The sequence below is a fragment of the Nocardia sp. NPDC055029 genome (genome assembly GCF_053608525.1).
Genome location: NZ_JBSGVQ010000020.1, coordinates 12,675 through 35,966, shown reverse-complemented (window position 1 = coordinate 35,966; position 23,292 = coordinate 12,675). Strand labels below are relative to the sequence as shown.

Annotated in this window: 22 protein-coding genes and 3 tRNA genes; 15 read left to right on the top strand and 10 right to left on the bottom strand. The window is 68.7% G+C overall.

Annotated features, from left to right (window positions below; genetic code table 11):
- The first annotated feature begins 74 nt into the window (after nucleotides 1-74).
- Nucleotides 75-758, top strand: a complete 684-nt coding sequence (locus ACWF9G_RS18530; RefSeq protein WP_452516620.1) for a DUF998 domain-containing protein — start codon at nucleotides 75-77, stop codon at nucleotides 756-758.
- Here the strand turns inward: ACWF9G_RS18530 and ACWF9G_RS18525 are convergent.
- On the bottom strand, nucleotides 751-2,331 hold the full coding sequence (locus ACWF9G_RS18525; RefSeq protein ID WP_452516619.1) for an esterase-like activity of phytase family protein: 1,581 nt from the start codon (nucleotides 2,329-2,331) through the stop codon (nucleotides 751-753). The two genes, ACWF9G_RS18530 and ACWF9G_RS18525, sit on opposite strands and share 8 nt — an antisense overlap.
- A gap of 85 nt (nucleotides 2,332-2,416) precedes the next feature.
- Here ACWF9G_RS18525 and ACWF9G_RS18520 point away from each other — a divergent pair, with 85 nt between their 5' ends.
- From ACWF9G_RS18520 to ACWF9G_RS18505, 4 genes are all read left to right on the top strand, one after another.
- Entirely contained in the window at nucleotides 2,417-2,812 is a 396-nt protein-coding gene (locus ACWF9G_RS18520) for a RidA family protein (protein ID WP_379035899.1), read from the top strand.
- A 144-nt stretch (nucleotides 2,813-2,956) separates the two neighbouring features.
- The gene (locus tag ACWF9G_RS18515; RefSeq protein WP_452516618.1) at nucleotides 2,957-3,682 is read left to right on the top strand and encodes a maleylpyruvate isomerase family mycothiol-dependent enzyme; all 726 of its coding nucleotides are present in this window, start codon (nucleotides 2,957-2,959) and stop codon (nucleotides 3,680-3,682) included.
- A 162-nt stretch (nucleotides 3,683-3,844) separates the two neighbouring features.
- Nucleotides 3,845-4,153, top strand: a complete 309-nt coding sequence (locus ACWF9G_RS18510) for a hypothetical protein (RefSeq protein ID WP_379307420.1) — start codon at nucleotides 3,845-3,847, stop codon at nucleotides 4,151-4,153.
- Nucleotides 4,154-4,186: 33 nt separating this feature from the next.
- The gene (locus ACWF9G_RS18505; RefSeq protein WP_452516617.1) at nucleotides 4,187-5,563 is read left to right on the top strand and encodes a serine hydrolase domain-containing protein; all 1,377 of its coding nucleotides are present in this window, start codon (nucleotides 4,187-4,189) and stop codon (nucleotides 5,561-5,563) included.
- An 81-nt stretch (nucleotides 5,564-5,644) separates the two neighbouring features.
- Here the strand turns inward: ACWF9G_RS18505 and ACWF9G_RS18500 are convergent.
- The 3 genes from ACWF9G_RS18500 to ACWF9G_RS18490 all read right to left on the bottom strand — a co-directional run bounded on the left by ACWF9G_RS18500 (nucleotide 5,645) and on the right by ACWF9G_RS18490 (nucleotide 6,667).
- Nucleotides 5,645-5,717: transfer RNA gene (locus ACWF9G_RS18500), tRNA-Arg, on the bottom strand.
- Nucleotides 5,718-5,749: 32 nt separating this feature from the next.
- A tRNA-Ser gene (locus ACWF9G_RS18495) sits at nucleotides 5,750-5,839 on the bottom strand.
- A gap of 93 nt (nucleotides 5,840-5,932) precedes the next feature.
- Complete coding sequence (locus tag ACWF9G_RS18490; RefSeq protein WP_379310014.1) at nucleotides 5,933-6,667, bottom strand: dienelactone hydrolase family protein; 735 nt, start codon at nucleotides 6,665-6,667, stop codon at nucleotides 5,933-5,935.
- 87 nt (nucleotides 6,668-6,754) lie between these two features.
- On the opposite strand from ACWF9G_RS18490, the gene hisC reads away from it, so the two are divergent.
- Both hisC and ACWF9G_RS18480 read left to right on the top strand, forming a co-directional pair.
- On the top strand, nucleotides 6,755-7,831 hold the full coding sequence (gene hisC / locus ACWF9G_RS18485) for a histidinol-phosphate transaminase (RefSeq protein ID WP_452516616.1): 1,077 nt from the start codon (nucleotides 6,755-6,757) through the stop codon (nucleotides 7,829-7,831).
- A 192-nt stretch (nucleotides 7,832-8,023) separates the two neighbouring features.
- Nucleotides 8,024-9,115 carry a nitric oxide synthase oxygenase gene (locus tag ACWF9G_RS18480; protein WP_452516614.1) on the top strand — a complete coding sequence of 364 codons (1,092 nt, stop codon included), beginning with the start codon at nucleotides 8,024-8,026 and terminating at the stop codon, nucleotides 9,113-9,115.
- Here ACWF9G_RS18480 and ACWF9G_RS18475 read toward each other — a convergent pair.
- Entirely contained in the window at nucleotides 9,058-9,570 is a 513-nt protein-coding gene (locus tag ACWF9G_RS18475; protein WP_452516612.1) for a DoxX family protein, read from the bottom strand. The two genes, ACWF9G_RS18480 and ACWF9G_RS18475, sit on opposite strands and share 58 nt — an antisense overlap.
- Nucleotides 9,571-9,593: 23 nt before the next feature.
- On the bottom strand, nucleotides 9,594-10,547 hold the full coding sequence (locus ACWF9G_RS18470; protein ID WP_379310018.1) for a VOC family protein: 954 nt from the start codon (nucleotides 10,545-10,547) through the stop codon (nucleotides 9,594-9,596).
- Between the two features lie 3 nt (nucleotides 10,548-10,550).
- On the opposite strand from ACWF9G_RS18470, the gene ACWF9G_RS18465 reads away from it, so the two are divergent.
- A complete protein-coding gene (locus tag ACWF9G_RS18465) occupies nucleotides 10,551-11,501 on the top strand; it encodes an Lrp/AsnC family transcriptional regulator (RefSeq protein ID WP_452516610.1) in 951 nt (316 codons plus the stop codon).
- Nucleotides 11,502-11,601: 100 nt separating this feature from the next.
- On the opposite strand, the gene ACWF9G_RS18460 is transcribed toward ACWF9G_RS18465, so the two are convergent.
- Nucleotides 11,602-11,689: transfer RNA gene (locus tag ACWF9G_RS18460), tRNA-Ser, on the bottom strand.
- A 165-nt stretch (nucleotides 11,690-11,854) separates the two neighbouring features.
- Between ACWF9G_RS18460 and ACWF9G_RS18455 the strand changes: the two genes are divergently transcribed.
- A complete protein-coding gene (locus ACWF9G_RS18455; protein WP_452516608.1) occupies nucleotides 11,855-12,856 on the top strand; it encodes an NAD(P)H-quinone oxidoreductase in 1,002 nt (333 codons plus the stop codon).
- 79 nt (nucleotides 12,857-12,935) lie between these two features.
- Here ACWF9G_RS18455 and ACWF9G_RS18450 read toward each other — a convergent pair whose 3' ends face one another.
- The gene (locus ACWF9G_RS18450) at nucleotides 12,936-14,138 is read right to left on the bottom strand and encodes a cysteine desulfurase-like protein (protein ID WP_378847432.1); all 1,203 of its coding nucleotides are present in this window, start codon (nucleotides 14,136-14,138) and stop codon (nucleotides 12,936-12,938) included.
- Between the two features lie 86 nt (nucleotides 14,139-14,224).
- Between ACWF9G_RS18450 and ACWF9G_RS18445 the strand changes: the two genes are divergently transcribed.
- The 6 genes from ACWF9G_RS18445 (at nucleotide 14,225) to ACWF9G_RS18420 (ending at nucleotide 20,659) form a co-directional block, all read left to right on the top strand.
- Entirely contained in the window at nucleotides 14,225-14,812 is a 588-nt protein-coding gene (locus tag ACWF9G_RS18445) for a bacterial proteasome activator family protein (protein WP_379310022.1), read from the top strand.
- A gap of 228 nt (nucleotides 14,813-15,040) precedes the next feature.
- Nucleotides 15,041-15,907 carry a galactan export ABC transporter permease subunit Wzm/RfbD gene (gene wzm / locus ACWF9G_RS18440; RefSeq protein WP_452516690.1) on the top strand — a complete coding sequence of 289 codons (867 nt, stop codon included), beginning with the start codon at nucleotides 15,041-15,043 and terminating at the stop codon, nucleotides 15,905-15,907.
- 13 nt (nucleotides 15,908-15,920) lie between these two features.
- Nucleotides 15,921-16,763 (top strand): galactan export ABC transporter ATP-binding subunit Wzt/RfbE, encoded by an 843-nt coding sequence (wzt, locus tag ACWF9G_RS18435; RefSeq protein WP_379310023.1) that lies wholly within the window; start codon nucleotides 15,921-15,923, stop codon nucleotides 16,761-16,763.
- Nucleotides 16,760-17,794 (top strand): galactofuranosyltransferase GlfT1, encoded by a 1,035-nt coding sequence (glfT1, locus tag ACWF9G_RS18430; RefSeq protein ID WP_379310024.1) that lies wholly within the window; start codon nucleotides 16,760-16,762, stop codon nucleotides 17,792-17,794. The genes wzt and glfT1 overlap by 4 nt, the downstream gene beginning before the upstream one ends.
- Before the next feature lie 197 nt (nucleotides 17,795-17,991).
- Entirely contained in the window at nucleotides 17,992-19,023 is a 1,032-nt protein-coding gene (gene rsgA / locus ACWF9G_RS18425; RefSeq protein ID WP_452516605.1) for a ribosome small subunit-dependent GTPase A, read from the top strand.
- Nucleotides 19,024-20,293: 1,270 nt separating this feature from the next.
- Complete coding sequence (locus ACWF9G_RS18420) at nucleotides 20,294-20,659, top strand: hypothetical protein (RefSeq protein ID WP_452516604.1); 366 nt, start codon at nucleotides 20,294-20,296, stop codon at nucleotides 20,657-20,659.
- 57 nt (nucleotides 20,660-20,716) lie between these two features.
- Here ACWF9G_RS18420 and ACWF9G_RS18415 read toward each other — a convergent pair whose 3' ends face one another.
- Both ACWF9G_RS18415 and ACWF9G_RS18410 read right to left on the bottom strand, forming a co-directional pair.
- Complete coding sequence (locus ACWF9G_RS18415; RefSeq protein WP_379310029.1) at nucleotides 20,717-22,615, bottom strand: glycosyltransferase; 1,899 nt, start codon at nucleotides 22,613-22,615, stop codon at nucleotides 20,717-20,719.
- A 111-nt stretch (nucleotides 22,616-22,726) separates the two neighbouring features.
- Nucleotides 22,727-23,257 carry a GtrA family protein gene (locus tag ACWF9G_RS18410; RefSeq protein WP_379310030.1) on the bottom strand — a complete coding sequence of 177 codons (531 nt, stop codon included), beginning with the start codon at nucleotides 23,255-23,257 and terminating at the stop codon, nucleotides 22,727-22,729.
- Nucleotides 23,258-23,292 lie beyond the last annotated feature (35 nt).

The following is a 23,292-nucleotide window of genomic DNA, read 5'->3' as shown; positions in this document are numbered from 1 at the left end:
GATGAAACCACGTGCGCACCGTGCGGCGCGCCCGATCCGTGCGAAAGGCCGGGTGGTCTCCGTCGGGCAGCACAATGGTCGATGTGCCCGCATCCACCCGGATACCCCGTGGCTATCCCCTGCTGATCGCCCTCGCGATCGCGGTCGCCGGCCTCTGCTATTCGTCCTGGGTGCTGGAGTTCGTCCTGCCGATCGACACCGATCCGGTGAACTCCTTCCTCAGCGAACTCGACGCGGAGGGCAAGCCCTACCGGGAGGTGTTCGCCACCGCCGACAAGCTGGTCGGCCTGCTGCTGATCCCGGCCGCGATCGGCGGGCTGCTGGTGTTCCGCCGTCGCCGGTTGACCACCGTCGGCTGGGTGGCCCTGGCGTGTTTCGGCGCGTCGACCATCGCCGACGCGATGCTTCCCCTGCGCGACTGCGATCCTGCGGTCAGCGCGTGCGGCGGCGGGTTGTTCCCGCAACTGCATCAACCGCACGCGCTGACCAGCACGCTGGCCGTCACCTCGATCGCGGTGGCGGCGTTCGCGTTCAGCGCCGCCGCCTACCGCTATCACCGCTGGTGGATCCTGCGCGAGTTCGGTGTGGTCGTGCTCGTCGTCGGGTCGGCGGCGACCATCTGGATGCTGGTCGCCGACAACCTGTCCGGCTCGTTCGCCCTCGGTATCGCCCAGCGCATCCAGGTCGGCTCGATGTCGCTGTGGCTGCTCGCGCTGGCCGCCGCGGTGCTCGTCGAGGCCGGGGAGTGGACTACTTGACGGTGATCCGCACCGTGTAGCCGTCGAGCTTCGCGGGCAGCTTGGTGGTGTCGACCGCCAGTACCTCGCCACTGTCCTGGACGCCGTTGGGCAGCGTCTTGGGCTTCAGGCCGAACGGCGGCTGCTCGCCCTGGCCGGCGGCCAGGCCGAAATCGCTGTCGTTGGCGATGTAGATGGTCTTGCCACCGTCGGTGGTGGCGATGCCTTCGATCTTGTCGTGGCCGAAGAACCGGCCCTTCTCGTCGAGAGCGACGACCAGCGCGGACAGGTCGAGGTTGCTCTTCTTGGCGACCGGGGTGATGCCCGCCTTGGTCAGCGCGGCGACCGCGTCCGCGGTCGGGGTGACACCGACGAAGGTTTCCAGCGGCTTGCCGTCGATCTGCAAACCACCCTTCTCGGCGTCATAGGACGCGCCGGGGACGGCCGACTGCGGGCCGACATCGGTCGCGCCTGCGATGTCGATGGTCCAGATCTTCTTGTCCGACTTGGGCGCGAGATTGCCGTCGCGCTCGTCGACAAGGAAGGTGGTCGCGCTGAGCGCGGTGATCTCCGAGACGGCGACCTTGTTCTGTTTCGGGTTCTCCAGCGGATACAGGAATTCCTTCTGCGCCTTGGTCTTCAGATCGACGGTGACGATGCGCGCGAACGGCACCTCCTTCGCCGAGCCGGTCAAGCCGGGGGTGTTGAGCGCGCTCTGCACCACGCCGACCAGCGTGCTGCCGTCGGGCGTGACGGTCAGGCCTTCCATGCCCTGGTTCGGGGTGCGCAGCCCGATCTCCTTCGGCAGGCCGCTACCGGGCGAGAGGCGCTCGATCTCGGTGCCGTTGGCGTCGAAATGCACCAGGAACGGGCCGTATTCGTCGGACACCCAGAAGGTGCCGTCGGGCAGGGCGACGAGACCCTCGGGGTCGAGGCCGTGATCGGTGGGCGGCAGCACGGTGCCCTGCAGGTCCCTGATCGTCTCCCCGGTACTGGCCGCGGTGTCGACCTGGCCGTTGAACGGCACGCCCGACTTGGTGCGCAGCTCGATGCTCGACCGCAGCTCCGCCTTGTTGTCGACCAGCTTGAACCGGCCGATCTTGGGCACGAAGCTCGGTGTGGGCGAAAGCTTTTCGTTCTTCGCCGGGCCGTCCACGTTGGGGCCGCGGTCGGTGAGGCCGTAGAACTCGTCCGTGCTGCCCGGCACCGCGGTCCATGCCGAACCGAAGCCGCTGCCCTGCACCGTCGTGCCGCCGTACTCGCCGAGCACCGGAATGTCGGTGGTGTACAGCCGAACCGCGTCGGTGGTGGTGACCTTGAACTGGTCGAGACCGGTGTAGCCGGCGATCGGCGTGTAGACGTAGGAGCCGTCCGTGCGCCGGGTCAGATTGCCGTGCTCGGGCTCCAGGCTCACTCCGAGAACCGCGCTGTTGCCCGCCTTGGCGACCAGGTCGTCGAGGGAGATGACCAGTGGCTGGTCCTTGCTCACGGTGAAGTCGGCGTCGGAGCCGGGCGTCGAGCAGCCCGCGGCGACAGCGGCAGCGCACAGCGCAGCGGTGAGCGGGAGGAGACGGAAACCTGGACGTGCGTTCATCTGCCATGCGTATCGTGCCGAGCCGACAAGCAGCCGACCGGCAAATGAATTGTCATCCACCAGTCGGTGCACCATTCTGGCTGCCATGACCACAACTCGGGTGAACATTTCCTCTGCCTCCGATTTCGAAGATGTCGTCGGGTATTCGCGGGCGGTGCGGGTCGGTGATCACGTCATGGTCAGTGGGACGACGGCTGCCGTCCCCGGCGGTGGCGCGGTCGGCGGCGACGACATCGGCGCGCAGGCCACCGAGGTGCTCGCCCGGATCGCCACCGCGCTCGAGCAAGCGGGCGCGAGCCTGCGGGATGTGGTGCGCACCCGCATGTTCGTCACCGATATCTCCCGCTGGCCCGAGGTCGCCGCCGCACATGCCGCGGTGTTCGGCACGATCCGCCCCGCTGCCGCCATGTACGAGGTGACCGCGCTGATCGCTCCCGAACTGCTGATCGAGATCGAGGCCGACGCGATCGTCGCCGGCTGAATCGTCACACGCGGCCGGTCCCCGGCCCCGGCGTCAGACGCGAAAATTCCCCAGTTATCCACAGGTTCACGGTTATCCACAGACCTGCGCAGACACCGTCGTGAACGCCGGTGCCGACCGGGCCGGGCAACTACGCTCGGACCTGTGACCAGCGCAACGACTACTCCCACCGACCTGCTCGCCCAGGTCGCCGCGTCCACCGCCCGTTTCGACGCGGCGATCGGCGCGCTCACCGACGCCGAGCTGAGCGAGCCGTCCCTGCTGCCCGGCTGGACTCGCGGGCACGTCGTCGCGCACATGTCGCGCAACGCCGACAGCCTGCTGAACCTGCTGCTGTGGGCGCGCACCGGCATCGAGATTCCCCAGTACGCCGGCGCCGCCATCCGCGACGCCGACATCGAGGCGGGCGCGCCGCGGCATCTCGACGTCCAGCACGCCGACTTCACCGCTTCGGCCCACCGCTGGCAGGCGGTGGCCACCACGATGCCCGCCGCGGACTGGCAGGCGGTGGTCCGCAACCGGCAGGGCGGTTCGCTCACCGCCGACCAGATCCCGTGGATGCGCCTGCGCGAGACCGAGATCCACCACGTCGACCTCGGCGTCGGCTACACCCCCGCCGACTGGCCCACCGCCTTCGTCGCCCGCCTGCTCCCCGAAGCCATCGCCGACCTCTCGTCGAAGATGATCCCGGACGCCACCCCGACCTTCGACATCCAGGCCACCGACACCGACTTCATCGCCACCGTCGGTCCCGGCCGCCCGCACCACACGGTCCTCGGCCCATCCTCCGCCCTGCTCGCCTGGCTCCTCGGCCGGTCCACCGGCGCCGACCTCACCGGCCCGCTGCCACCGCTGCCCGCCTGGAAGTAGCGCAGGTCAGTACCTGAATCGCCCTCTCGGCCCGTCGCTTTCGGACAGGCCCCGCTTGCGGCATCTCATCTCGGAACAATGTTCCCTCTTGCGCACACTGTTCGGCTATGCGTACAGTGTTCATACAACGCGAACAGCGTACGGAACGAAAGAGAGATCACCATGAACGCCACCTCCCTCGACCTGCACCGCACCGTCGTCCTGCCCGTCCGCGCGGTGCGCGCCGGACTCGGCGCCGCCGCCGACGAGGACCCCGCCGTCGTCGCCCGCCGGACCGCGAAGGTCGCCCCCGCACTGGCGGCCGCGGCCGAGCGGGTCGCCGAGATCCGCGACACGGTGGCCGGATCCGAGCGCGACTGGGGCAGCGCGGCGGCCGATCGGCATGCCCGAAAGGCCATGGCCGACACCGTGGCTCGACTGGACGGCTACCACGGCGAGCTGGCGAGCGCTGCCGCCGCGCTGACCCGCTGACCCGACCCGATTCGACGAGGGAGACACGCGATCATGAGCACTTTCGACAAGGACCTGGCCGCCTTCGTCACCGCGACGGCCGCCGAGTACGGCATCCCGGGCGCCGCGGTGGGCATCACCCTCGACGGTGCCGAGTTCACCGCCTGCCACGGGGTGACCAGCATCGACAATCCGCTGCCGGTCGACGAGAACACCGTCTTCCAGCTGGGCTCGGTGTCCAAGAGCTACACGGCGACCGCGCTGCTGCGCCTGGTCGCCGACGGCCGCGTCGCGCTCGACTCCCCCGTACGGCGGTACCTGCCGGAGCTCACCCTCGCCGACGAGCAGCTCGCCACCGAGGTCACCGTCGGCCACCTGCTCAACCACACCGCGGGCCTTGACTGGAAACTGGATGCCGAGACCGGTGACGGTGACGACGCGCTGGCCCGCTTCGTCGACCGCCTGCCCGAGCTGCCCGTGATCGCGCCGCTGGGCGCTCGCGCGTCCTACAGCCAGGCCGGCTACAGCCTGGCGGGCCGGGTGATCGAGAAGGTCACCGGGCTCACCTTCGAGCAAGCGATCCGCACCCTGCTGTTCGATCCGATCGGCCTGCGGCACAGCTTCTTCACCGCCGCCGAGGTGCTGCCCCACCGGTTCGCCATCGGCCATACGGCCGACGACAACGGCGAGCTGTCGGTACTGCGGCAGTGGGGCGACAACCGCGCCAACAATCCGGGCGCAGGGGTGGCCTCCTCGGTGGCCGACCAGTTGCGCTGGGCCCGTTTCCATCTCGGCGACGGCCACACCGCCGACGGCGAATCCCTGCTGCCCACCGCCCTGCTGCACAGCATGCGGGAGCAAACGGCGCCACTGCGTGCCAGTTCCCTCGGCGACGGTTTCGGCATCTGCTGGTTCCTGCGCGACGTCGACGGTGTGCGCACGGTCGGTCATGGCGGTTCGGGCTATGGCCAGTTCGCCGAACTACTGACGGTGCCCGATCGCCGTTTCGCCGTCGTCGCCCTGTCGAACGCAGGCCCCGACGCCGGGTTGGCCTTCAACCAGGCCGTCCTGCGCTGGGCACTCGAGCACTACCTCGGCCTCGTCGAGCGCGACCCGGAGCCCCTCCCCTACGACGCCACCCGCGCCGCCGAGATCGCAGGCGTCTACGAAAACGACATGATGCGGCTCACGATCGCCGACTCCGGCACCGCCGTGTCCATCGACGCCAAGATCAAGCCCGAAATCCGCGCGGCCTCCGACACCGAACTCCCCGACGACCTCCCCTTCGCCGACCTCGGCCTGCGCCCCGACGACGAATACTTCGTCACCGAAGGCGGCCTCACCGGCCAGCGCGGCTACTTCAGCCGCGACACCACCGGCACGATCAACGGCGTAGACCTCGCGGGCCGCCTCTTCTCCCGCGTCCCCTGATCGCGGCCGACGCGGTGGAACATGCCGCCGCAAACGAAATCCGCCTCCTACCGGTTTGCACCGATAGGAGGCGGATTGTTGTGCGCCCGAAGGGATTCGAACCCCTAACCTCTTGATCCGTAGTCAAGTGCTCTATCCGTTGAGCTACGGGCGCATGGTCTTCAGTTGTACCCGGCGAACCGGGTGTGGCGGAGGCGAGAGGATTTGAACCTCCGGTCCCCGTGAAGGGACAACTCATTAGCAGTGAGTCCCATTCGGCCGCTCTGGCACGCCTCCTGGAGCCTTCTCTTTCGAGGGCACCGGTCCTTGTCGAACCGCCGGGAATGAAGATTACACGAGCAGTTCATGTAGTCCAAAACGCCTGGTCAACTAGCGTAAGTTGCTGTCGAACCAGTCGTAGATACGGGTCTGGGAATCGATCCGGATGGCGTTGTCCGTGTCGTCGTCCGGATCGGGTCGGTCGGCACGGTGGCTGAGGCCGGGATAGGTGATGGTGAGACTGGCCACATTCGCCCGCGCCGTGGTGTCGCGCAGCCGGTCGACGGCCTCGGGCGGGGTGGCCGGGTCGTCGTCGCCGAACAGACCGAGCCAGGGCGCCTGCAGGCTGTCGGCGATGTCGACCAGGGCGACCTCCTGATCGGGCAGCGGCTCGGTGATGCCGGGGGCGGCCACGCTCACCGCCGCGCCGATGGGCCGGTTCGTGGCCACGAGGAAGGCGGCGGTGCCCGCCGTGTCGAAGCCGAGGACCCCGATGGTGTCGGGGAAGACGCCACGGCGGGTGAGCCAGTCGAAACCGGCGTCGAAGTCGTCGAAGAGTTCGTCGCCGAACACCTCGTGCACCTGATCGTCGGCGATCCGGTCGAACAGGTGTGGCGCGACGACGATCCAGCCCTCGAAAGCCAGCGATCGCATCAGGTCGAGCAGCTGGGGTGAGAACTCGCGGGACTCGTGCAGCAGGACGATGCCGCCCCGGGCGACCCGCTCCGGTTCGACGACGGTGATGGGCACCGAGGTACGCGTCGCAGCGAGAGCGGTGCCTGCGGCGCTGTCGGCGGTGAGCTCCGTCGCCCGCAGCGGAGCGACATCGTCGTAGGTGCCCGACATAGGTCCAGGGTAGGCCGATCAGTCGGCCTTGGGTAGGTTCCGACCAGGCGTCGGCGGCCGGAAACAGCGTTCACTTAGGGTGGAGGCGTGACAGCGCGCATCCGGCCCGACCTCGCCACCATCCCGGCCTACGTTCCCGGCCGTAACCGCCCCGATGCGGTGAAGCTCGCGTCGAACGAGACGACCTTCGGGCCGTTGCCGAGCGCAGCCAAGGCGATCGCGGAGTCGGCCGAGCAGGCCAACCGGTACCCGGACAACCAGGTCGCCGAGCTTCGGGCCGCGCTGGCCGATTTCCTGGACGTGACCGTCGCGAATGTCGCCGTCGGCTGCGGCAGCGTCGCGCTGTGCCAGGAGCTCGTGCAGATCACCTGTGACGCGCCGACCGACGAGGTGGTGTTCGCGTGGCGCTCGTTCGAGGCCTACCCGATCGTCACCCAGGTGGGTAACGCCACCGCGGTGCCGGTGCCGCTGGCCGAGGGCTACCTGCACGATCTGGACGCGATGGCCGACGCGGTCACCGAGCGCACCAAACTGATCTTCGTCTGCAACCCGAACAACCCCACCGGCACCGCGCACGGGCGCGCCGAGCTGGAGCGGTTCCTCGACCGGGTGCCCGCGCACGTGCTTGTCGTGCTGGACGAGGCCTACTACGAATACCTGCGGCTGACTCCCGAGAGCAGGCCCGACGGTGTCGAGATCGGCCGCACCCGGCCGAATGTGGTTGTCCTGCGGACGTTCTCGAAGGCCTACGGCCTGGCGGGCCTGCGCGTCGGCTACGCCGTCGGCGATCCCGAGGTGATCACCGCGCTGCTGAAGGTGCACATCCCGTTCAGCGTGAACCGGGTGGCGCAGGCGGCCGCGATCGCCTCGCTGGAGGCGCGCGGTGAACTCCTCGACCGGACCGATGTGCTGGTCACGGCCCGGCACCAGGTGCGCGACGCACTGCTCGCCGCCGGCTATCAGGTGCCGTCGAGCGAGGCCAACTTCATCTGGCTGCCGCTGGGTGCGCGCAGCACCGACTTCGCCGAGGCCAGTGCCGCCGCGGGTGTGCTGGTGCGTCCGTTCGCCGGTGACGGTGTGCGGGTGACGATCGGCGATCCGCACGAGAACGAGCAATTCCTCGCGTTCGCCACGGCACCGGAGACCGCCGCCCGATTCCGTTAGGTCAGCGCACGGTCAGCAGGCCTTGACGTCAGTCGCGGTGGGATTGGCGCGATTTCGAGCACACTGCCAGCACACCGGTCGTAGGCTGCGCACAGTGAATCTCGGTGTTCGAAGCTGCCCGACCGGAGATGTACCGTGAACCAACGCTCTCACCCTGCTGTCTGCGAAAAAGCTTCCACCACAGTCACTTCGGTGAGCGAGCGCGGCACCGGCCTCGATCGGCGCCTACGCGACTGCGACGAGTTCTTCCGCCACCCCGAGCTGGGACATCTCCCCCTCCAGCGACGTCTCGGCGCGCTCGCCGAACTCCGCGAAACCGGCACCTACCGGCAGACCGCCGAGGAAATCCTGATCGGCGCGAAATTGGCCTGGCGCAATCACGCTCGCTGCGTCGGACGCAAACATTGGCGCTCGCTCAAACTGCTCGACGCGCGCCGAGTTACTTCCGCGCGAGAGCTTTCCGAAGCGTGCTGGCAGCATCTGCGCCTGGCCACCAACGGCGGCGCGATCCAATCGATGATCACGGTCGGCCCGCAGCCCGAACCCGGCGGCGGCGAGTACCGGATCGTGAGTTCGCAGCTGATCCGGTACGCCGGCTACCCCAACGGGGACGGGACCGTCACCGGCGATCCGGCCAATATCGCCGCCACCGAGCAGGCGACGGCCCTCGGCTGGCGTGGCGCGCGCACGCCCTTCGACGTGCTGCCGGTGCTGATCAGCACGCCCGAGGAAGGCCTGCGGTACTTCGATGTTCCGCGCGAACTGGTCCGCGAGGTCGACCTGATCCACCCCGACTACCCGTGGTTCGCCTCCCTCGGCCTGAAATGGCATGCGCTACCCGCTGTTTCGAACATGGATCTCGAGATCGGCGGCGTCACCTACCCGTTCGCCCCGTTCAACGGCTGGTATGTCGGCACCGAGATCGGCGCGCGCAATCTCAGCGATGCCGACCGCTACAACATGCTCCCACTGATCGCCGACATGATGGGCCTGGACACCACGTCGGTGCGCACACTATGGCGCGACAAGGCGCTGATCGAGCTGAATCACGCGGTGCTGCACAGCTTCCGGATCTCGGGGGTGCACATGGTCGACCACCACACCGTCGCCAAGCAGTTCTGCGATCACGTCCAGCGCGAGGAAGCCGCTGGCCGACGCTGCCCCACCGACTGGAGCTGGGTCAATCCGCCGATCTCCGCGGTGCTCACACCCACCTTCCACCGCTACTACGACGAGCCGGATCTCGACATCCGCCCCAACTTCGTCAAGCGCGTCGACGGCTGAGCCACCCAGAGCGCCACCGTGACGAAGACGATTTGCTCGGGAATCCGGAACCACAGCGGCGTCGGCGGCTCATCGTCGAGCGGGATGTCCGCCAGTGCCGCATGGATATTGGCGGGCAGCATCACCACGAACAGCACGGCCAGGGCGACCCCCGCGCCGGCCCGGGTGGCGCGCGCCACCAGACCGGCGGCGCCGAGTAGTTCCAGAAGGCCGGTCACGTACACCATGACGTGCGGGAACGGGACGTAGGTCGGCACCATCGTGGCGAGGTCGTCGTGGCTGGGCATCACGGTCACGCTGTCGGGCATGAAATGCGCGATGCCGGTGGCGGTGAGCATGACCGCGAGTCCGTGGGCGGCGCATTCGCGCCAGGTGCCGAAGCGGGCGATCCCGGCCGCGCCGAGCAGGCGCAGGAGCACGGTGGGGACGAAGAGCAGGAGCAAGGTGGTGAACATCGTGATTCCTCGGGTACCGGTGGTCAGGCGGTGAAGAACAGCCCGGCGCCGTAGGCGTCGCGGGCGGAGACGAAGAAGCCGTCCGCGGTCGAGATCGTCGGTGCGCCACCGTCTTCGACGAGCTCACGCGCCGCGCTGACGTCGTCGACCCTGATGGTCAAGGCGGCCGGGTAGGAGGCGGCGGGCGCGGGCTCGTCGGGGAGGAGATCACCCGCGTCGCTCGCCCGAACGAGTTCGAGCCGTGCCGGGCCGGCGGTGAACAGCGTGAGGGGGCCCTCGTGATCGGGTGTCTGGTCCAGGATGACGCGGTACCGGTCGGCGACGGCGGCGAACGCGGTGTCCTCGACGACGAACAGCACCGAGCCGAGCCCGCGTGCGCCGTTGGCGTGGCGCAGGTAGCGGGGTTGGTGGACGTATTCGCGGGTCAGGTGCTGGGCGATGCCGAGGTAGGTCTCTGGGGTGGCGCGTGGATCGAGGTGGACGGCGCGGGCTCGCAGGGTGCGGGTGCCGTCCTCGGTGTCGACATCGCGTTCGAGCTCGAGCACACCGGAGGTGCGCAGGCCCGCCTCGGTCAGGTGGCGGTCGGCCTTGTCGGCGTCGGAGGTCTCGAGGTTGAGCAGGCGCAGGCCCTCGTACTCGTCGGCCATCGCCTTCGTGTGCCACGGATCGGGCGCCGACTCGTCGACGATGCCGAGCAGTTCCAGATAGGAATCGCCGAAGAGGGCGCACAGGTTGGCGGTGCAGCCCTCGACGGGCGGCCGGCCGGGCTCGGCGCCGAGGAGATGGCGGGAACGCGGGCTGAGGGTGAAGCCGAAGGAGCGGTATCGGCTCTCCAGGCCGTCGAGATCCCTGGTGAGGATGCCGACGTGGTGGATGCCGCTGATGTCTGCTGTCATGACGCCGATCGTGGTTCGGCCGCGGGCGCCGGTCGTCGAATCGAGGCCGCTGCGCCGGAATCCGACACGTCCTACGCTCATCTGGTGGATTCGGTCAGGCTGGATGCCGTCGATCTGGGTTTGCTGCACGCCCTGCAGGTCGATGGTCGTGCCGCGTTCAGCCGGATCGCGGAGGTGCTCGATGTCTCCGATCGGACGGTGGCGCGCAGGTTCGCGCGGTTGCGGGCGCACGGTCTGGCCCGGGTCACCGGGGTCGCGGACAGTCGGCGGATCGGGCACGCGGAATGGCTGATTCGCATCCGGGTCCGGCCGGGCGGCGCTGCCGCGGTCGTGCAGGCACTGGCACGGCGGGCCGATACGTCGTGGGTGACCGTGCTGTCCGGTGGCACCGAGGTGACGTGCTTCTTTCGCGTCGACGCCGCGTCGGCAGCGCCGCTGGACGCGCTGGCCAGGCATCCCCAGGTCGACTCGGTCGACGTCCAGCTGCTGCTGCGGCATCTGACCGAACGCCGCTGGCACGGGCGCACTTCGGCGCTGAGCACCGAGCAGGTCACTGCCCTCGCACCCGCGACGACCGACCGGCCGGACACGGTCGCGATGACCGAACTCGACCGCAGGCTGCTGCCCGCTCTCGCCGTCGACGGCCGAGCCGACTACGCGCGGCTCTCGCGCGCGGTCGACTGGTCGGAGTCCGCGGTGCGGCGGCGCGTGGACGAGCTCCGCCATCATCGCGTGCTGCGGTTCGATGTGGAGATCGATGCGGCGGTGCTGGGTTTTCCGGTACAGGCGATCCTGTGGATGACCATCGCGCCCGCCCAGCTCGTCACCGCCGCCCGGACGTTGTCGACGCATCAGGAGGCGGCCTTCGTCGGCGGAATCACCGGGCCGCACAACGTGATCGTCATCGTCGTGTGCCGCGACGCGAACGCCCTGTTCGACTACGTCGCGGGCCCGATCGGGGCGCTCGCAGGTCTCGAACGCGTGGAGCCGGTGCCGATCACGGCCATCGCCAAACGGGCCGCTCCGGTCGTCTGATTCATCCGGTCCCCGGGCAGGGCTGCGGGCGTAGACCTCGATCCAGCCGTAGAACGAGGAGAAGTAGGACTCGACGCCGTGAGCCGCACGGCTGAGAACTTGGCGGAGACGGAGGGATTTGAACCCCCGATGGTGTTACCCATGCTCGCTTTCAAGGCGAGTGCATTCGGCCGCTCTGCCACGTCTCCCTAGAGTGAGATCGTAGCGGACGCATCAGCGACCACTGATCTCGCTCGCACATGGGTAACTCGCCGGGTACCGGCTTACCCGACCACACACCGACCGCCGGACGCCGAGCACCTCGCCACGCGCCTGAGTCTGGCCTGAAGACGCGGAGAGGCGGAACTGCACTCATGCGCGCGATCGAGTTGAACGGGTTCGGCGGGCCCGAGGTGATGGAATGGACCGTGACGGTCGATCCGGAGCCGGGGCCGGGGGAAGTGCTGGTCGAGGTCATCGCGGCGGGGGTGAATCGGGCCGATGTGTTGCAGCGGCGAGGGTTCTATCCGCCGCCTGCCGATGCGAGTTCGGTGCCGGGCCTGGAGTGTTCGGGGACGATCGTCGCGCTCGGGGACGGGGTGCGGGATTGGCGGGTCGGGGATCGGGTGTGCGCGCTGCTGGCCGGCGGCGGGTACGCCGAGCTGGTGGCGGTGCCCGCGACGCAGTTGCTGCCGATTCCGGACGGGCTCGATCCGGTCGCCGCGGCGGGCCTGCCCGAGGTGGCGACGACGGTGTGGTCGAACCTGGTGATGACCGCGGGGCTGCGGTCGGGGCAGCTGGTGTTGATCCACGGTGGCGGCGGCGGGATCGGAACGCACGCGATTCAGGTGGCACGACGGCTCGGGGCGCGGGTGGCGGTGACGGCCGGGTCGGACGAGAAGCTGGCCAAGTGCGCCGAGCTGGGGGCCGAGCTGCTGATCAACTACCGAACTCAGGATTTCGTCGCCGAGCTCGCGGCCGAGCAGTCGTCGGCGGGTGGTGCGGGCGCCGACGTCATCCTCGACAACATGGGCGCGCTGTACCTGGAGCGCAATGTGGAGGCGTTGGCGCCGCACGGTCAGCTGGTGGTGATCGGCATGCAGGGCGGCGTCGCGGGGACGTTGAATCTGGCCACGCTGCTGCGCAAATGGGGCACGGTGCACGCGACGAACGTGCGCAACCGGCCACGCACCGGTGCGGGCAGCAAGGCCGAGGTCGTGGCCGCGGTGCGCGCGCAGCTGTGGCCGCAGGTCGCCGCGGGCGAGATCGTGCCGGTGATCTCCGCCGAGTTGCCGATCACCGAGGCGGGCCGTGCGCAGGAACTGCTCGACGATTCGGAGACCTTCGGCAAGGTGGTGCTGCGGGTCCGCGACTGACACCGCGTCGGGCGTTCGCTCCTCGCCGCGGTCATCGAGAATTCGACCGTTCCCGCGAACAGTGAACGGCTGGCGCAGGTTATTCGAGCGAGCTCAGCGCGCGTCCGAGCTGGTCGATCTCGTAGCGCGTGGTGTAGGGCGCCAGGCCGATCGTCACGGCGCCACCCTCGTCGTTGACACCGAGCGCGTCCAGTAATCGGCTGCCGCCGTGCACGCCGGAGACCGTGCCGATCCGGTTGTCGGCCAGCTTGGCGGCGACCTTCTCCGCCTGCATGCCCGCCATCGTGAAACTGACGGTCGGGATGCGGGTGGACGCGCGGCCGATCACGGTGAGGTTCTCGACCTTCTCGAGCACCTGCATCAGGTGGTCGAACAGCTGGTCGTGATAGTCCTGCAGCGAGGTGATCGACATCTCGAGCCGTTCGCGGCGGGTGCCGCGGGCGCGTTCGTCGAGCCCGGCGAGGAAGTCGATCGACTCGGTGAGCCCGGCCAGCAGCGCGTACTGGTGCCCGCCGACCTCGAGCCGTTCAGCACCCTTGGCATAGGGATTGAGCGACATCGACGGGATGCGGTCGAGGAACGCCGGGTCACGGAACACCAGCGCGCCCACCTGCGGGCCGCCCCAGGACGGCGCGCTCAGCGCGACCACGTCGGCGTTGAGTTCGTCGATGTCGATCAGCGCGTAGGGTGCGGCGCCGAACGCGTCGGCGACCAGCAGTCCACCCACGTCGTGCACCCGGTCGGCGGCCACCCGGACCGCGGGCGCCGAGCCGACGATCGGGGACGCGGCGGTGAGCGCGACCAGGCGCGCGGTCGGGCCGATGAGCTCCTCGAACTGCCACGACGGCATCTCACAGGTCTCGATCTCGACCTCGGCCCAGCGCACGTGCGCGCCGTAGCGGTTGGCGATGCGCAGCCACGGGGCGACATTGGCCTCGTCGTCGAGCCGGGACAGCACGATGCCGGTGCCGAGACCGAGCCGGGAACTCAGCGATTCCGCCAGCCAGGCCAGCAGCACCGCGCGATCGGGTCCGAGCACGACGCCGGCCGGATCTCCACCGACCAGGTCGGCGACCGCCGCACGGGCGGCGTCGAGGATCGCACCGCTGCGGGTCGCCGCACCGTGGCGGCCGATGTGGGAAAACGAGGAGGTGCGGAAACCCGTTGAGACGGCACGCGATACCGAATCGGGAACGAGCATCCCAGCCTGCGGGTCCAGATGAATCCAGCCGTCGCCCAGGGACGGTATCAGGCCCCGAACCCTCGCGACGTCATAAGTCATGGTGGCCACTTTAAGGGCAGCGGGCGTCCCGGTGTAACCGCGTCGGGGTTTTAGCGCGAACCCGGCACACACGCAATGATGGGGATATGACGCACTCGGAGGATGTACCGGAATCCATCGTCGTGATCGGTCCCGACGGCCGTCCGCTCACCGTGCCCGCCGATCAGAACGGCGGTTCCACGTTCACCGGACAGGTCGTGCCCGACGACGAGAAGCCCGCCACCGACGACGCCGACGAGGGTGAGTCGCTGGCCGACATGGTCGAGCAGCCCGCCAAGGTGATGCGCATCGGCACCATGATCAAGCAGCTGCTCGAGGAGGTGCGGGCGGCTCCGCTCGACGACGCGAGCCGGACCCGGCTCAAGGAGATCCACAAATCCTCGGTCCGCGAGCTCGAGCAGGGCCTCGCCCCCGAACTGCGCGAGGAGCTCGAGCGGCTCACCCTGCCGTTCACCGACGAGTCGGTGCCATCGGACGCCGAACTGCGGATCGCCCAGGCCCAGCTGGTCGGCTGGCTCGAAGGCCTGTTCCACGGCATCCAGACCGCGCTGTTCGCCCAGCAGATGGCCGCCCGCGCGCAGCTGGAACAGATGCGTCAGGGCGCCTTGCCGCCCGGCATGCACGCGGGTGATCACAAGGCCGGTGGCCACGTGGGCGGCGGGCAGTACCTGTAGGTGATCGTCCGGCGTAATCGTGCAATCGGCCGCCGCTCAGTCAGTATTTCGACTGCGCGTGCTCGAAGTGCACGATGACGCCGCCCGGCGACGCACACCCGGCACCAGCCAGGGGACGACACTGTAAGGTCGGGGACCGTGCCCGCAGCTGCCGCTCGTCCCGATTCGGTCTCCGACCGCAGTGACGCGCGTACCGAAGAGAGCCCCGTGCATTCCGACGACAACTCCCTGGTGACCGAGGCCGAACCGGCCGAGGTCGCGCCACCGATCGTGTCGGACTCGCAGACGTTCAAGCGCGCGTTCAAGGACATGCGCGACGGCTTTCATCAGCGCGAGCTATGGCTGTCGCTGGGCTGGCAGGACATCAAGCAGCGGTACCGCCGTTCGGTGCTCGGCCCGTTCTGGATCACGATCGCGACCGGGCTGCAGGCGCTGGCGATGGGTCTGCTGTATTCGACGCTGCTCGATCAGCCGATCAGCGAATACCTGCCGTATGTGACGGTCGGCCTGATCGTGTGGAACGTCATCAGCGCCTCGATCCTCGAGGGTTCCGATGTGTTCATCGCCAACGAGGGGCTGATCAAACAGCTGCCGTCGGCGCTGAGCGTGCACGTGTACCGGCTGGTGTGGCGGCAGTTCCTGTTCTTCATCCACAACGCGGCGATCTACGCGGTACTGGTGGTCGCGTTCTCGATCTGGCGTGATCTGAACTGGTCGATCCTGCTGGTCTTCCCCGCGATCGTCCTGCTGTTCCTCAACGCCATGTGGGTGTCGATCGTGTTCGGCATCTTCTCCACCCGCTACCGTGACATCGCCCCGATCCTGAGCTCGATGACGCTGATGCTGTTCGTGCTGACCCCCGTCATGTGGTCGACGAAGGCGCTGGAGAACTCGGTCGGCGGCATGAGCGACCGGGCCAAGCTGATCGAGATCGTGCCCACCTTCCACTACCTGGAGATCGTGCGCGCGCCGCTGCTCGGCGAGCCGTCGGAGTGGCATCACTGGGCGATCGTCGGCGCGATCACGGTGGTCGGCTGGGTCGTCGCGATCCTGGCGCTCAAGCAGTACCGTGCCCGCGTCCCGTACTGGGTTTAGGAGCAGACGCCCGATGAGCCGTGTGAGTATCGAAACCCAGCAGGCGTGGGTCGAGTTCCCCATCTTCGACGCCAAGTCGCGGTCGCTGAAGAAGGCGTTCCTCGGCAAGGCGGGCGGCGCGATCGGGCGCAACAGCTCCGATGTTGTCGTCGTCGAGGCGCTGCGCGACATCAACCTCTCGCTCAAGGAAGGCGACCGGGTCGGCCTGGTCGGCCACAACGGCGCGGGTAAGTCGACGCTGCTGCGGTTGCTGTCGGGCATCTACGAACCCTCCCGCGGCAGCGCGCGCATCCGCGGCCGGGTGGCGCCCGTGTTCGACCTCGGCGTCGGCATGGACCCGGAGATCTCCGGCTACGAGAACATCATCATCCGCGGCCTGTTCCTCGGGCAGACCCGTAAGCAGATGATGGCCAAGATCGACGAGATCGCCGACTTCACCGAGCTCGGTGAATACCTGTCGATGCCGCTGCGCACCTACTCCACCGGTATGCGAGTGCGCCTGGCGATGGGTGTCGTCACCTCGATCGACCCCGAGATCCTGCTGCTCGACGAGGGCATCGGCGCGGTCGACGCCGAGTTCATGAAGAAGGCGCGCACGCGGCTGCAGTCGCTGGTCGCGCGCTCGGGCATCCTCGTCTTCGCCAGCCATTCCAACGAGTTCCTCGCCCAGCTGTGCGACACCGCGATGTGGGTCGACCACGGCCAGATCCGGCTGCAGGGCGGGATCGAGGAAGTCGTGCGAGCGTATGAGGGTCCCGACGCGGGTAATCACGTGGCACAGGTGCTGCGTGAGCTGGAGACCGAGGGCGCAGCGGGCGCAGGCGGCGAACGAGAACTGGAGCAGAACCAGGCATGAGCGACGATCACGGGAAGCCGGTGCCGGGTGGGTTCAGCATGACCGATCGCCTGGAGGCGAGTGCCACCGTGCTGCCCGATGACGCCGAGTTGCCCGCGGGTGCCGAGCCCGCCGACCTGCACACCGAGACCGGCCCGCAGGCGCGGATCATCGGGGTGGTCGTCACGCACAAGCGCCGTGAGCTGCTCGCCGAATCGCTGAAGGTGCTGGCTTCGCAGTCGCGGCCGATCGACCATCTGATCGTCGTCGACAACGCCAACGAGGACGAGGTGGCCGAGCTGGTCGCCCAGCAGCCGATCGAGGCGACCTACCTGGGTTCGCGGCACAATCTGGGCGGTGCGGGCGGGTTCGCGCTCGGCATGCTGCACGCGCTCACCATGGGCGCGGACTGGGTGTGGCTGGCCGACGACGACGGCCGCCCCGACGGTCCCGAGGTGCTGGCGACCCTGCTCGACTGCGCGCGCCGCCACAATCTCGTCGAGGTGTCGCCGGTGGTGTGCGATATCGACGAGCCCGACCGGCTCGCGTTCCCGCTGCGCCGCGGCGTGGTGTGGCGACGGCTGCGCTCGGAGCTCGGTGACGAGGACTTCCTGCCCGGCATCGCGTCGCTGTTCAACGGCGCGCTGATCTCGGCGAAGGCGGTCGACCTGATCGGCGTGCCCGATCTGCGCCTGTTCGTGCGCGGTGACGAGGTCGAGGTGCATCGCAGGCTCGTGCGCTCGGGGCTGCCGTTCGGCACCTGTCTGCAGACGGCCTACCTGCACCCGAACGGCGCCGAGGAGTTCAAGCCGATCCTCGGTGGCCGGATGCACACGCAGTACCCGGACGACCCGGTGAAGCGGTACTTCACCTATCGCAACCGCGGCTACCTGATGTCGCAGCCAGGGATGCGCAAGCTGTTGCCGCAGGAGTGGATCCGGTTCTCCTGGTTCTTCCTGGTGACGCGACGCGATCCGGCGGGTCTGCGTGAGTGGTTCCGGTTGCGCTCGCTCGGCCGCAACGAGCAGTTCGGCAAGCCCGACCCGAAATAAATCGGTTGCCGCGGACCGCGGCGATGTGTCAGGGTCTGTGGACCAGCGAGAAGAAGCGAGGAGGTGGATGTCCGTGATCGTGAGGATTGCCGTGCCCCGGCGGGCTGTGCATACGCACACCGCCGACGTGGACTCCACCCCGAACTCTTCTCGCTGAGCCCGCCGTCGGGCTCGGCCCCGACGAAGGACTCCCCCTCATGGTCGACTACGACCGCCTCGTCCCTTACGGCTGGACCGAAGCCGTAGCTTCCGAATACCTTCCTCTCCTCGGCGACCTCGTTCCCGCGCGCATCGTCCGGATGGACCGCAGCGAATGCGATGTGGTGACACCCACCGGAGCCGCCCGCGCCGCCTGCCCGCGTGACATCACCGGTCTGTGCACCGGCGACTGGGTGGGTATCGACGCCGAACGGACTGTGCGGCAACTGTTGCCGCGGCGCTCGGCGATCATGCGATCGTCGGTGTCGGGGCGTTCGGTCGCCCAGGTGCTGGCGACCAATGTCGACACCGTGCTGATCTGCACGGCCGCCGACGGCGATGTGGACCTCGGCCGGATCGAACGGATGCTCGCCCTGGCCTGGGAGAGCAATGCGCAGCCGGTCGTCGTGCTCACCAAAGCCGATGCCGCGGTGGATATCCCGCTCGACGAGGTGCGTGCCGTCGCACCAGGGGCGACGGTGCTCGCGGTGAGTGCCTCCGCCGATGTCGGCTTGGATGTGCTCAGCGCCGTACTGACCGGCACGGTCGCGCTGATCGGGCCCTCCGGTGCGGGCAAGTCCACCCTCGCCAATGCCCTGCTCGGCGCGGAGGTGTTCGCCACCAACGCCGTTCGCGCGGTCGACGGCAAGGGGCGCCACACCACGGTGCATCGCGAGCTGCGTCCGCTTTCCGGCGGCGGCACGCTCATCGACACTCCGGGTCTGCGTGGCATCGGCCTGTACGACGCGGCCGACGGCATCGGCAAGACATTCAGCGACATCGAATCCCTCGCCACCGAATGCCGTTTCGCCGACTGCGCGCACCTGACCGAGCCCGGCTGCGCTGTCCTCGCCGCGCTCGCCGACGGCACCCTCCCCGAACGCCGTTTGACGAGCTATCGCAAACTGGCCAAGGAGAACGAGTGGATGGCGGCGCGCACCGACAAGCGCCTCGCCGCCGAACGAGCCCAGGTCTGGCGCACCATCACCAGAGAGCAGCGCCGCCAGTACCGCGAACGCGGCCGCCGCTGACCTACCTGGACAAATGATCACCACGCTTCGGCATGGGCCTCGGCCTGCACCGAAGCGTGGTGATCGCGTTCCGCCGACGCGGCGAGCCGGCCGGTCGGACGGGCTTGCGCTCGCCCGGCCGTTGACGCGGCGAGGCGGTAGGGTTCGGGCCGCACGGTTCGCTATCCGGGAGGGATAAATGAGTAGCCCCGGCGATTTCCCACCACCACACCCCGCCGATCCAGCTCGCGCCGATATCGGCGAAACAGAAGGTGGCACACCGCAACCCAGCCTGATCCGGCCGGTGACCGGAGACCAGTGGTCGGTGAGCAGGCCGGACATCCCGCAGCCGGGCCACGCGCGACCTGTCACTCCTCCGCCGGGAATCGGTGGTCCGGCAACGCCGCCGCCCCCGTTCGGACAGCCGCCCGCAAGCCCCGGCGCTCCAGCACCCGGATTCGGTCCACCACCCGCGGGCCCCGGCGCTCCAGCACCCGGATTCGGTTCGCCATCCGCAGGCCCCGGCGCTCCAGCACCCGGATTCGGTTCGCCATCCGCAGGCCCCGGCGCTCCAGCACCCGGATTCGGTCCGCCTCCCGCAGGCCCCGGCGTATTCGGGCAGCCACCCGCCGGCCCAGGCTCACCGGTACACGGGTTCGGTCAGCCGCCTGCTGGTCACAGCGCTTCGACACCTGGACAACCTTTTGTGCCGCCACCGCCCGCGTTCGGCGGACCGGCGCAGGGCTACGGCCAACCGCAGAGTCCGCCGGGTCATGGGCGAGCACAGGATGCCGATTTCGGGCAACCGCAGACGCCGCCAGGATTCGGGCAACTCGACGCGCTGCCGGGCCGAGCCTCCGGTGGACCCGCACAGCCGGGATTCCCACCGCCTCAGCGCCCTTCGGCCACGGTCTCCTTCGACGGTTTCGCAGGCCCGCCGCCTGATCAGCCGCCATTCGACGAGAGCGGACAACCGCCGCATAGCGCACCGGACCAGGATGCCGTCGGCCAATCGTCTCTGGGCGCACCTGGCCAATTCGGTCTGGGCGGCCGGCCACGCCAGGGCGTGCCGGGTCAATTCGGCCAGCCGCCGATGGGTGCCCCCGGCCAGTTCGGTGGCCGACCACCCCACGGCGCACCTGGCCAGTTCGGTCCGGGCGGTCACCCGCAGCAAGGCGGACCCGGCCAGTTCGGCCGGCCGTCCCATGGCGCGCCGGGTCAATTCGGCGGTCCACCGCCCGCGACGGGTCTTCAGGGGCCATCGCAGCAAAGCTTGAATCCGCCTGGGCTGATGGTGGATTCGTCGTTCTCGTGGGCGTCGTTCATGCTGGCGCTGGTCAAGCCGAAGATCTTCGTCAACGGTCAGCGGGTGCCCGATGCGCGATGGGGTCAGACCCATGTGCCGGTCGGGCCTGGGCAGTACCACGTCCGGGTGGTGACGCCGTGGCTGTTCGACATGGGGCAGGCGGAGATCCAGGTTCCGGTCGGCCAGGGGCCGGGTAGCAAGGTCTACTACAGGTCGCCCGCCGTGTTCTTCTTCAAGGGCGCGATCGGGTGGGAACCCCAGAAGACGCCCGGCCTGATCCTGACGTTGCTGCCTGGTGCGGTGACCGCGGTGCTGTTCCTGTTGGTATTCGTGCTGATCCTGGTTGGCTGAACGAGAAACGCCGCGCCGGAACGAATTCCGGCGCGGCGTTCAGCAGGACAGACCAGCTCAGCTGGGATCGATCCCGTAGAGCCTGGCCCAGTTCTCGCGGCTGGTGAGCTCGGGCACCGCGGCGCGGTACTCGGCCTGCAGGGCGGGCAGTTCCTTGCGGAGCTTGCGCAGGGTGCGGTAGGCGCGGATGAGCAGGGCGCGGGCGCGGGCCTTGTCGCGGCGGCGGACGCGGACGCCGGACTGGGAGGCGTCGGTGACGACCACGTGGTCGAACAGGCCGATGTGCCACCAGTGCGCATCCTCGCGGGTGACGCCGATCAGGCCGGGCTGGGTGCGCCCGGTCCACTGGGTGATCGCGCGCTTGATCAGCACCAGGTTGACCCGGCTCGGCTCACCACCGGCCCGGCGGACCTGGATGTCGGCGGAGTTCACCGGCGGGGTCGCGGCGGGGTGCTTGATGGTCTCGGGGTAGTCGCCGCGGGTGCCGCGGGCGGCCGCGAGGGCGTCGATGCCGCCGTCGCGCAGCACCTTCGGGCCCTTCATGAAGTCCTCGATGCCCTGGAGGGTGGTGTGCACGAGGCCGTACTGCATGCCGACGAGGTGCTCGGCGATGTTGCGGAAGAACTCGCGCGTGATCGCCTTGCCGTCGAGATCGGTGTGCAGGGCGCCGACGATGAGCGAGTTGCGCGTGGAGAAGTAGCGCGCCCAGTCGTCGTAGTCCTTCCAGTAGAAGTCGGCGTGCCAGACGGCGGCGTTGGGCAGGGTGACGGTGACGAAACCGTGCTCGCGGGCGCGGATGCCGTACTCGACGTCGTCCCACTGGAAGAAGATCGGCACCGGCAGCCCGATCTTGGCGACCACCTCGGCCGGGATCAGGCAGGTCCACCAGGCGTTGTAGCCCGCGTCGACGCGACGCTCCTGGTTCTTCTTGAGCATGGAGGTGTTGCGCAGCGCCTTGGGCACCTTCTGGCCGTGCTTGAGCTCGTGCAGGTGCACCTCCTCCGCGCCGACATTGAGGTAGTCGGGGTTGAGCAGGAACAGCATCTGCGCGCCGACCAGGGTCGGTTCGACGGTCAGGTTGGCGAAGGCCTGCAACCGGAGCACGGTCTCGGGCTCGCAGAGGATGTCGTCGTCCATCAGGATGACGTCGGCGTGCTCGTTGGCCGCCGACACCTCGTACAGGCCACGGGTGAAGCCACCCGCGCCGCCGAGGTTGGGCTGGCGGATGTAGCGCAGCTTGTCGCCGAAGTCGGGACGCACCTGCTGGAACAGCGGGCGGTTCTCGACCAGGTCGGTGCCCTGGTCGACGACGTAGACGGCGTCGATCGCGCCGAGCACGGTCGCGTCCGAGGCCAGCGCGGCCACGGTGTGCGCGCAGTCCTCGGCCCGGTTGAAGGTGCAGATCGCGATCGCGACCGGGCGGACCTTCTCCGGGGCCTGCGCGGTCCAGGCGAGCTCGGTGATGCCGAGCGGGCCGCCGATGGCGTCGAACTCGAGCCACAGCGCGCCGCCGTCGACGTACTGGTCGAGCGGGGCACTCAAGCTGACGCGGCCGCTGCTGGTCGCCACGAGCGAGGCGATGATGCGGCGGTGGCCCGCGATGTCGGAGGCGACCAGGCGCACGTTGGCCTTGTCACCGACCTCGAGGGTCGCGCTCACCGTCACCTCGGTGACGGTGGTCCAGCGCTGCCAGTAGCTGGCGGCGAAGCGGCCGAAGTAGGTGTTGGTGTGCGCGGTGGCGCCCTTGGGCAGGTGCAGCGCCAGGCGCTCGCGGACCGCGGCGCCACCCTTGACGACGGCGTAGAGCTCGTCGCTCACCCGGGCCGACGGACCGGTGAATATGCCCCTGGCCAGCACCAGCCGCTCCGGCGCCACGTGTTCGCCACGCAGCGATTCCGGCGCGGCGTCGCGCCGATCGTTCGATTCGGTCACGGCTCCCGTAGCCGACTGTTCCATGAAGTCCTCGAAATTCTCGGTATCGACTGCGCCGACGCAAGCAGTCACGTAAAGAAAGGGCGGCGCGGCAGGCGGGGGTGAGGATATCAATCGCCCGGCGTTGTCGCGCCGTCAGTGAGGGGTCGCCGCACCCCGCGCGTGTTGCTCTTCGGTTGCCGAAGAGCCGGTGAAGACAAATTTGTCGTAGGCCCAATAGCGGAATACGACCGCGACGATCTGGCCGATCAACGTGCCGGAAATGTTGTCCGACAGCGGCGAGGACAGGTCGAGCACATAGCGGGAAAAGCCGAGGCAGCCGAGTTGCAGGCCGATCGCGACCACGTTGAATACCGCGTACAAAAGGTATTCACGACCGGGGTTGTCGGTCTTCTTGTGTGAGAACGTCCACCACTTGTTGCCGAAGTAGGTGACCACCGTCGCCACCGCGATCGCGATGATCTTGGCGAGCAGCGGAGAGTGATACAGCACACCTTCGGAGAAGGAGAATCCACCGCCCCAGAAGACGAGCAGGTTGTAGGTGCCCGCGTCGACCAGGAATCCGATCGCGCCGACGACGAGGAACGCCGCCCCCTGCCGCAGTGCCGTCACCACCTTCGACATCAAGGACGCGGGGACCGGCTCGGACAACTCGGGGTGGGACACGGGCCGACCGTACACCGATGGCCCGTTCGGTCCCG

Excerpts from the sequence above, each read along its gene's own strand:
- ACWF9G_RS18455 (WP_452516608.1), top strand. The coding sequence starts at position 11,855 with ATGCGCGCGATCGAGTTGAACGGGTTCGGCGGGCCCGAGGTGATGGAA.
- ACWF9G_RS18520 (WP_379035899.1), top strand. The coding sequence starts at position 2,417 with ATGACCACAACTCGGGTGAACATTTCCTCTGCCTCCGATTTCGAAGAT.
- glfT1 (WP_379310024.1), top strand. The coding sequence starts at position 16,760 with ATGAGCGACGATCACGGGAAGCCGGTGCCGGGTGGGTTCAGCATGACC.
- ACWF9G_RS18450 (WP_378847432.1), bottom strand. The coding sequence starts at position 14,138 with ATGACTTATGACGTCGCGAGGGTTCGGGGCCTGATACCGTCCCTGGGC.
- ACWF9G_RS18415 (WP_379310029.1), bottom strand. The coding sequence starts at position 22,615 with ATGGAACAGTCGGCTACGGGAGCCGTGACCGAATCGAACGATCGGCGC.
- ACWF9G_RS18470 (WP_379310018.1), bottom strand. The coding sequence starts at position 10,547 with ATGAGCGTAGGACGTGTCGGATTCCGGCGCAGCGGCCTCGATTCGACG.
- rsgA (WP_452516605.1), top strand. The coding sequence starts at position 17,992 with ATGGTCGACTACGACCGCCTCGTCCCTTACGGCTGGACCGAAGCCGTA.
- ACWF9G_RS18530 (WP_452516620.1), top strand. The coding sequence starts at position 75 with ATGGTCGATGTGCCCGCATCCACCCGGATACCCCGTGGCTATCCCCTG.
- ACWF9G_RS18420 (WP_452516604.1), top strand. The coding sequence starts at position 20,294 with ATGGTGGATTCGTCGTTCTCGTGGGCGTCGTTCATGCTGGCGCTGGTC.
- ACWF9G_RS18505 (WP_452516617.1), top strand. The coding sequence starts at position 4,187 with ATGAGCACTTTCGACAAGGACCTGGCCGCCTTCGTCACCGCGACGGCC.
- ACWF9G_RS18525 (WP_452516619.1), bottom strand. The coding sequence starts at position 2,331 with ATGAACGCACGTCCAGGTTTCCGTCTCCTCCCGCTCACCGCTGCGCTG.
- ACWF9G_RS18475 (WP_452516612.1), bottom strand. The coding sequence starts at position 9,570 with ATGTTCACCACCTTGCTCCTGCTCTTCGTCCCCACCGTGCTCCTGCGC.
- ACWF9G_RS18445 (WP_379310022.1), top strand. The coding sequence starts at position 14,225 with ATGACGCACTCGGAGGATGTACCGGAATCCATCGTCGTGATCGGTCCC.
- ACWF9G_RS18490 (WP_379310014.1), bottom strand. The coding sequence starts at position 6,667 with ATGTCGGGCACCTACGACGATGTCGCTCCGCTGCGGGCGACGGAGCTC.
- wzt (WP_379310023.1), top strand. The coding sequence starts at position 15,921 with ATGAGCCGTGTGAGTATCGAAACCCAGCAGGCGTGGGTCGAGTTCCCC.
- ACWF9G_RS18510 (WP_379307420.1), top strand. The coding sequence starts at position 3,845 with ATGAACGCCACCTCCCTCGACCTGCACCGCACCGTCGTCCTGCCCGTC.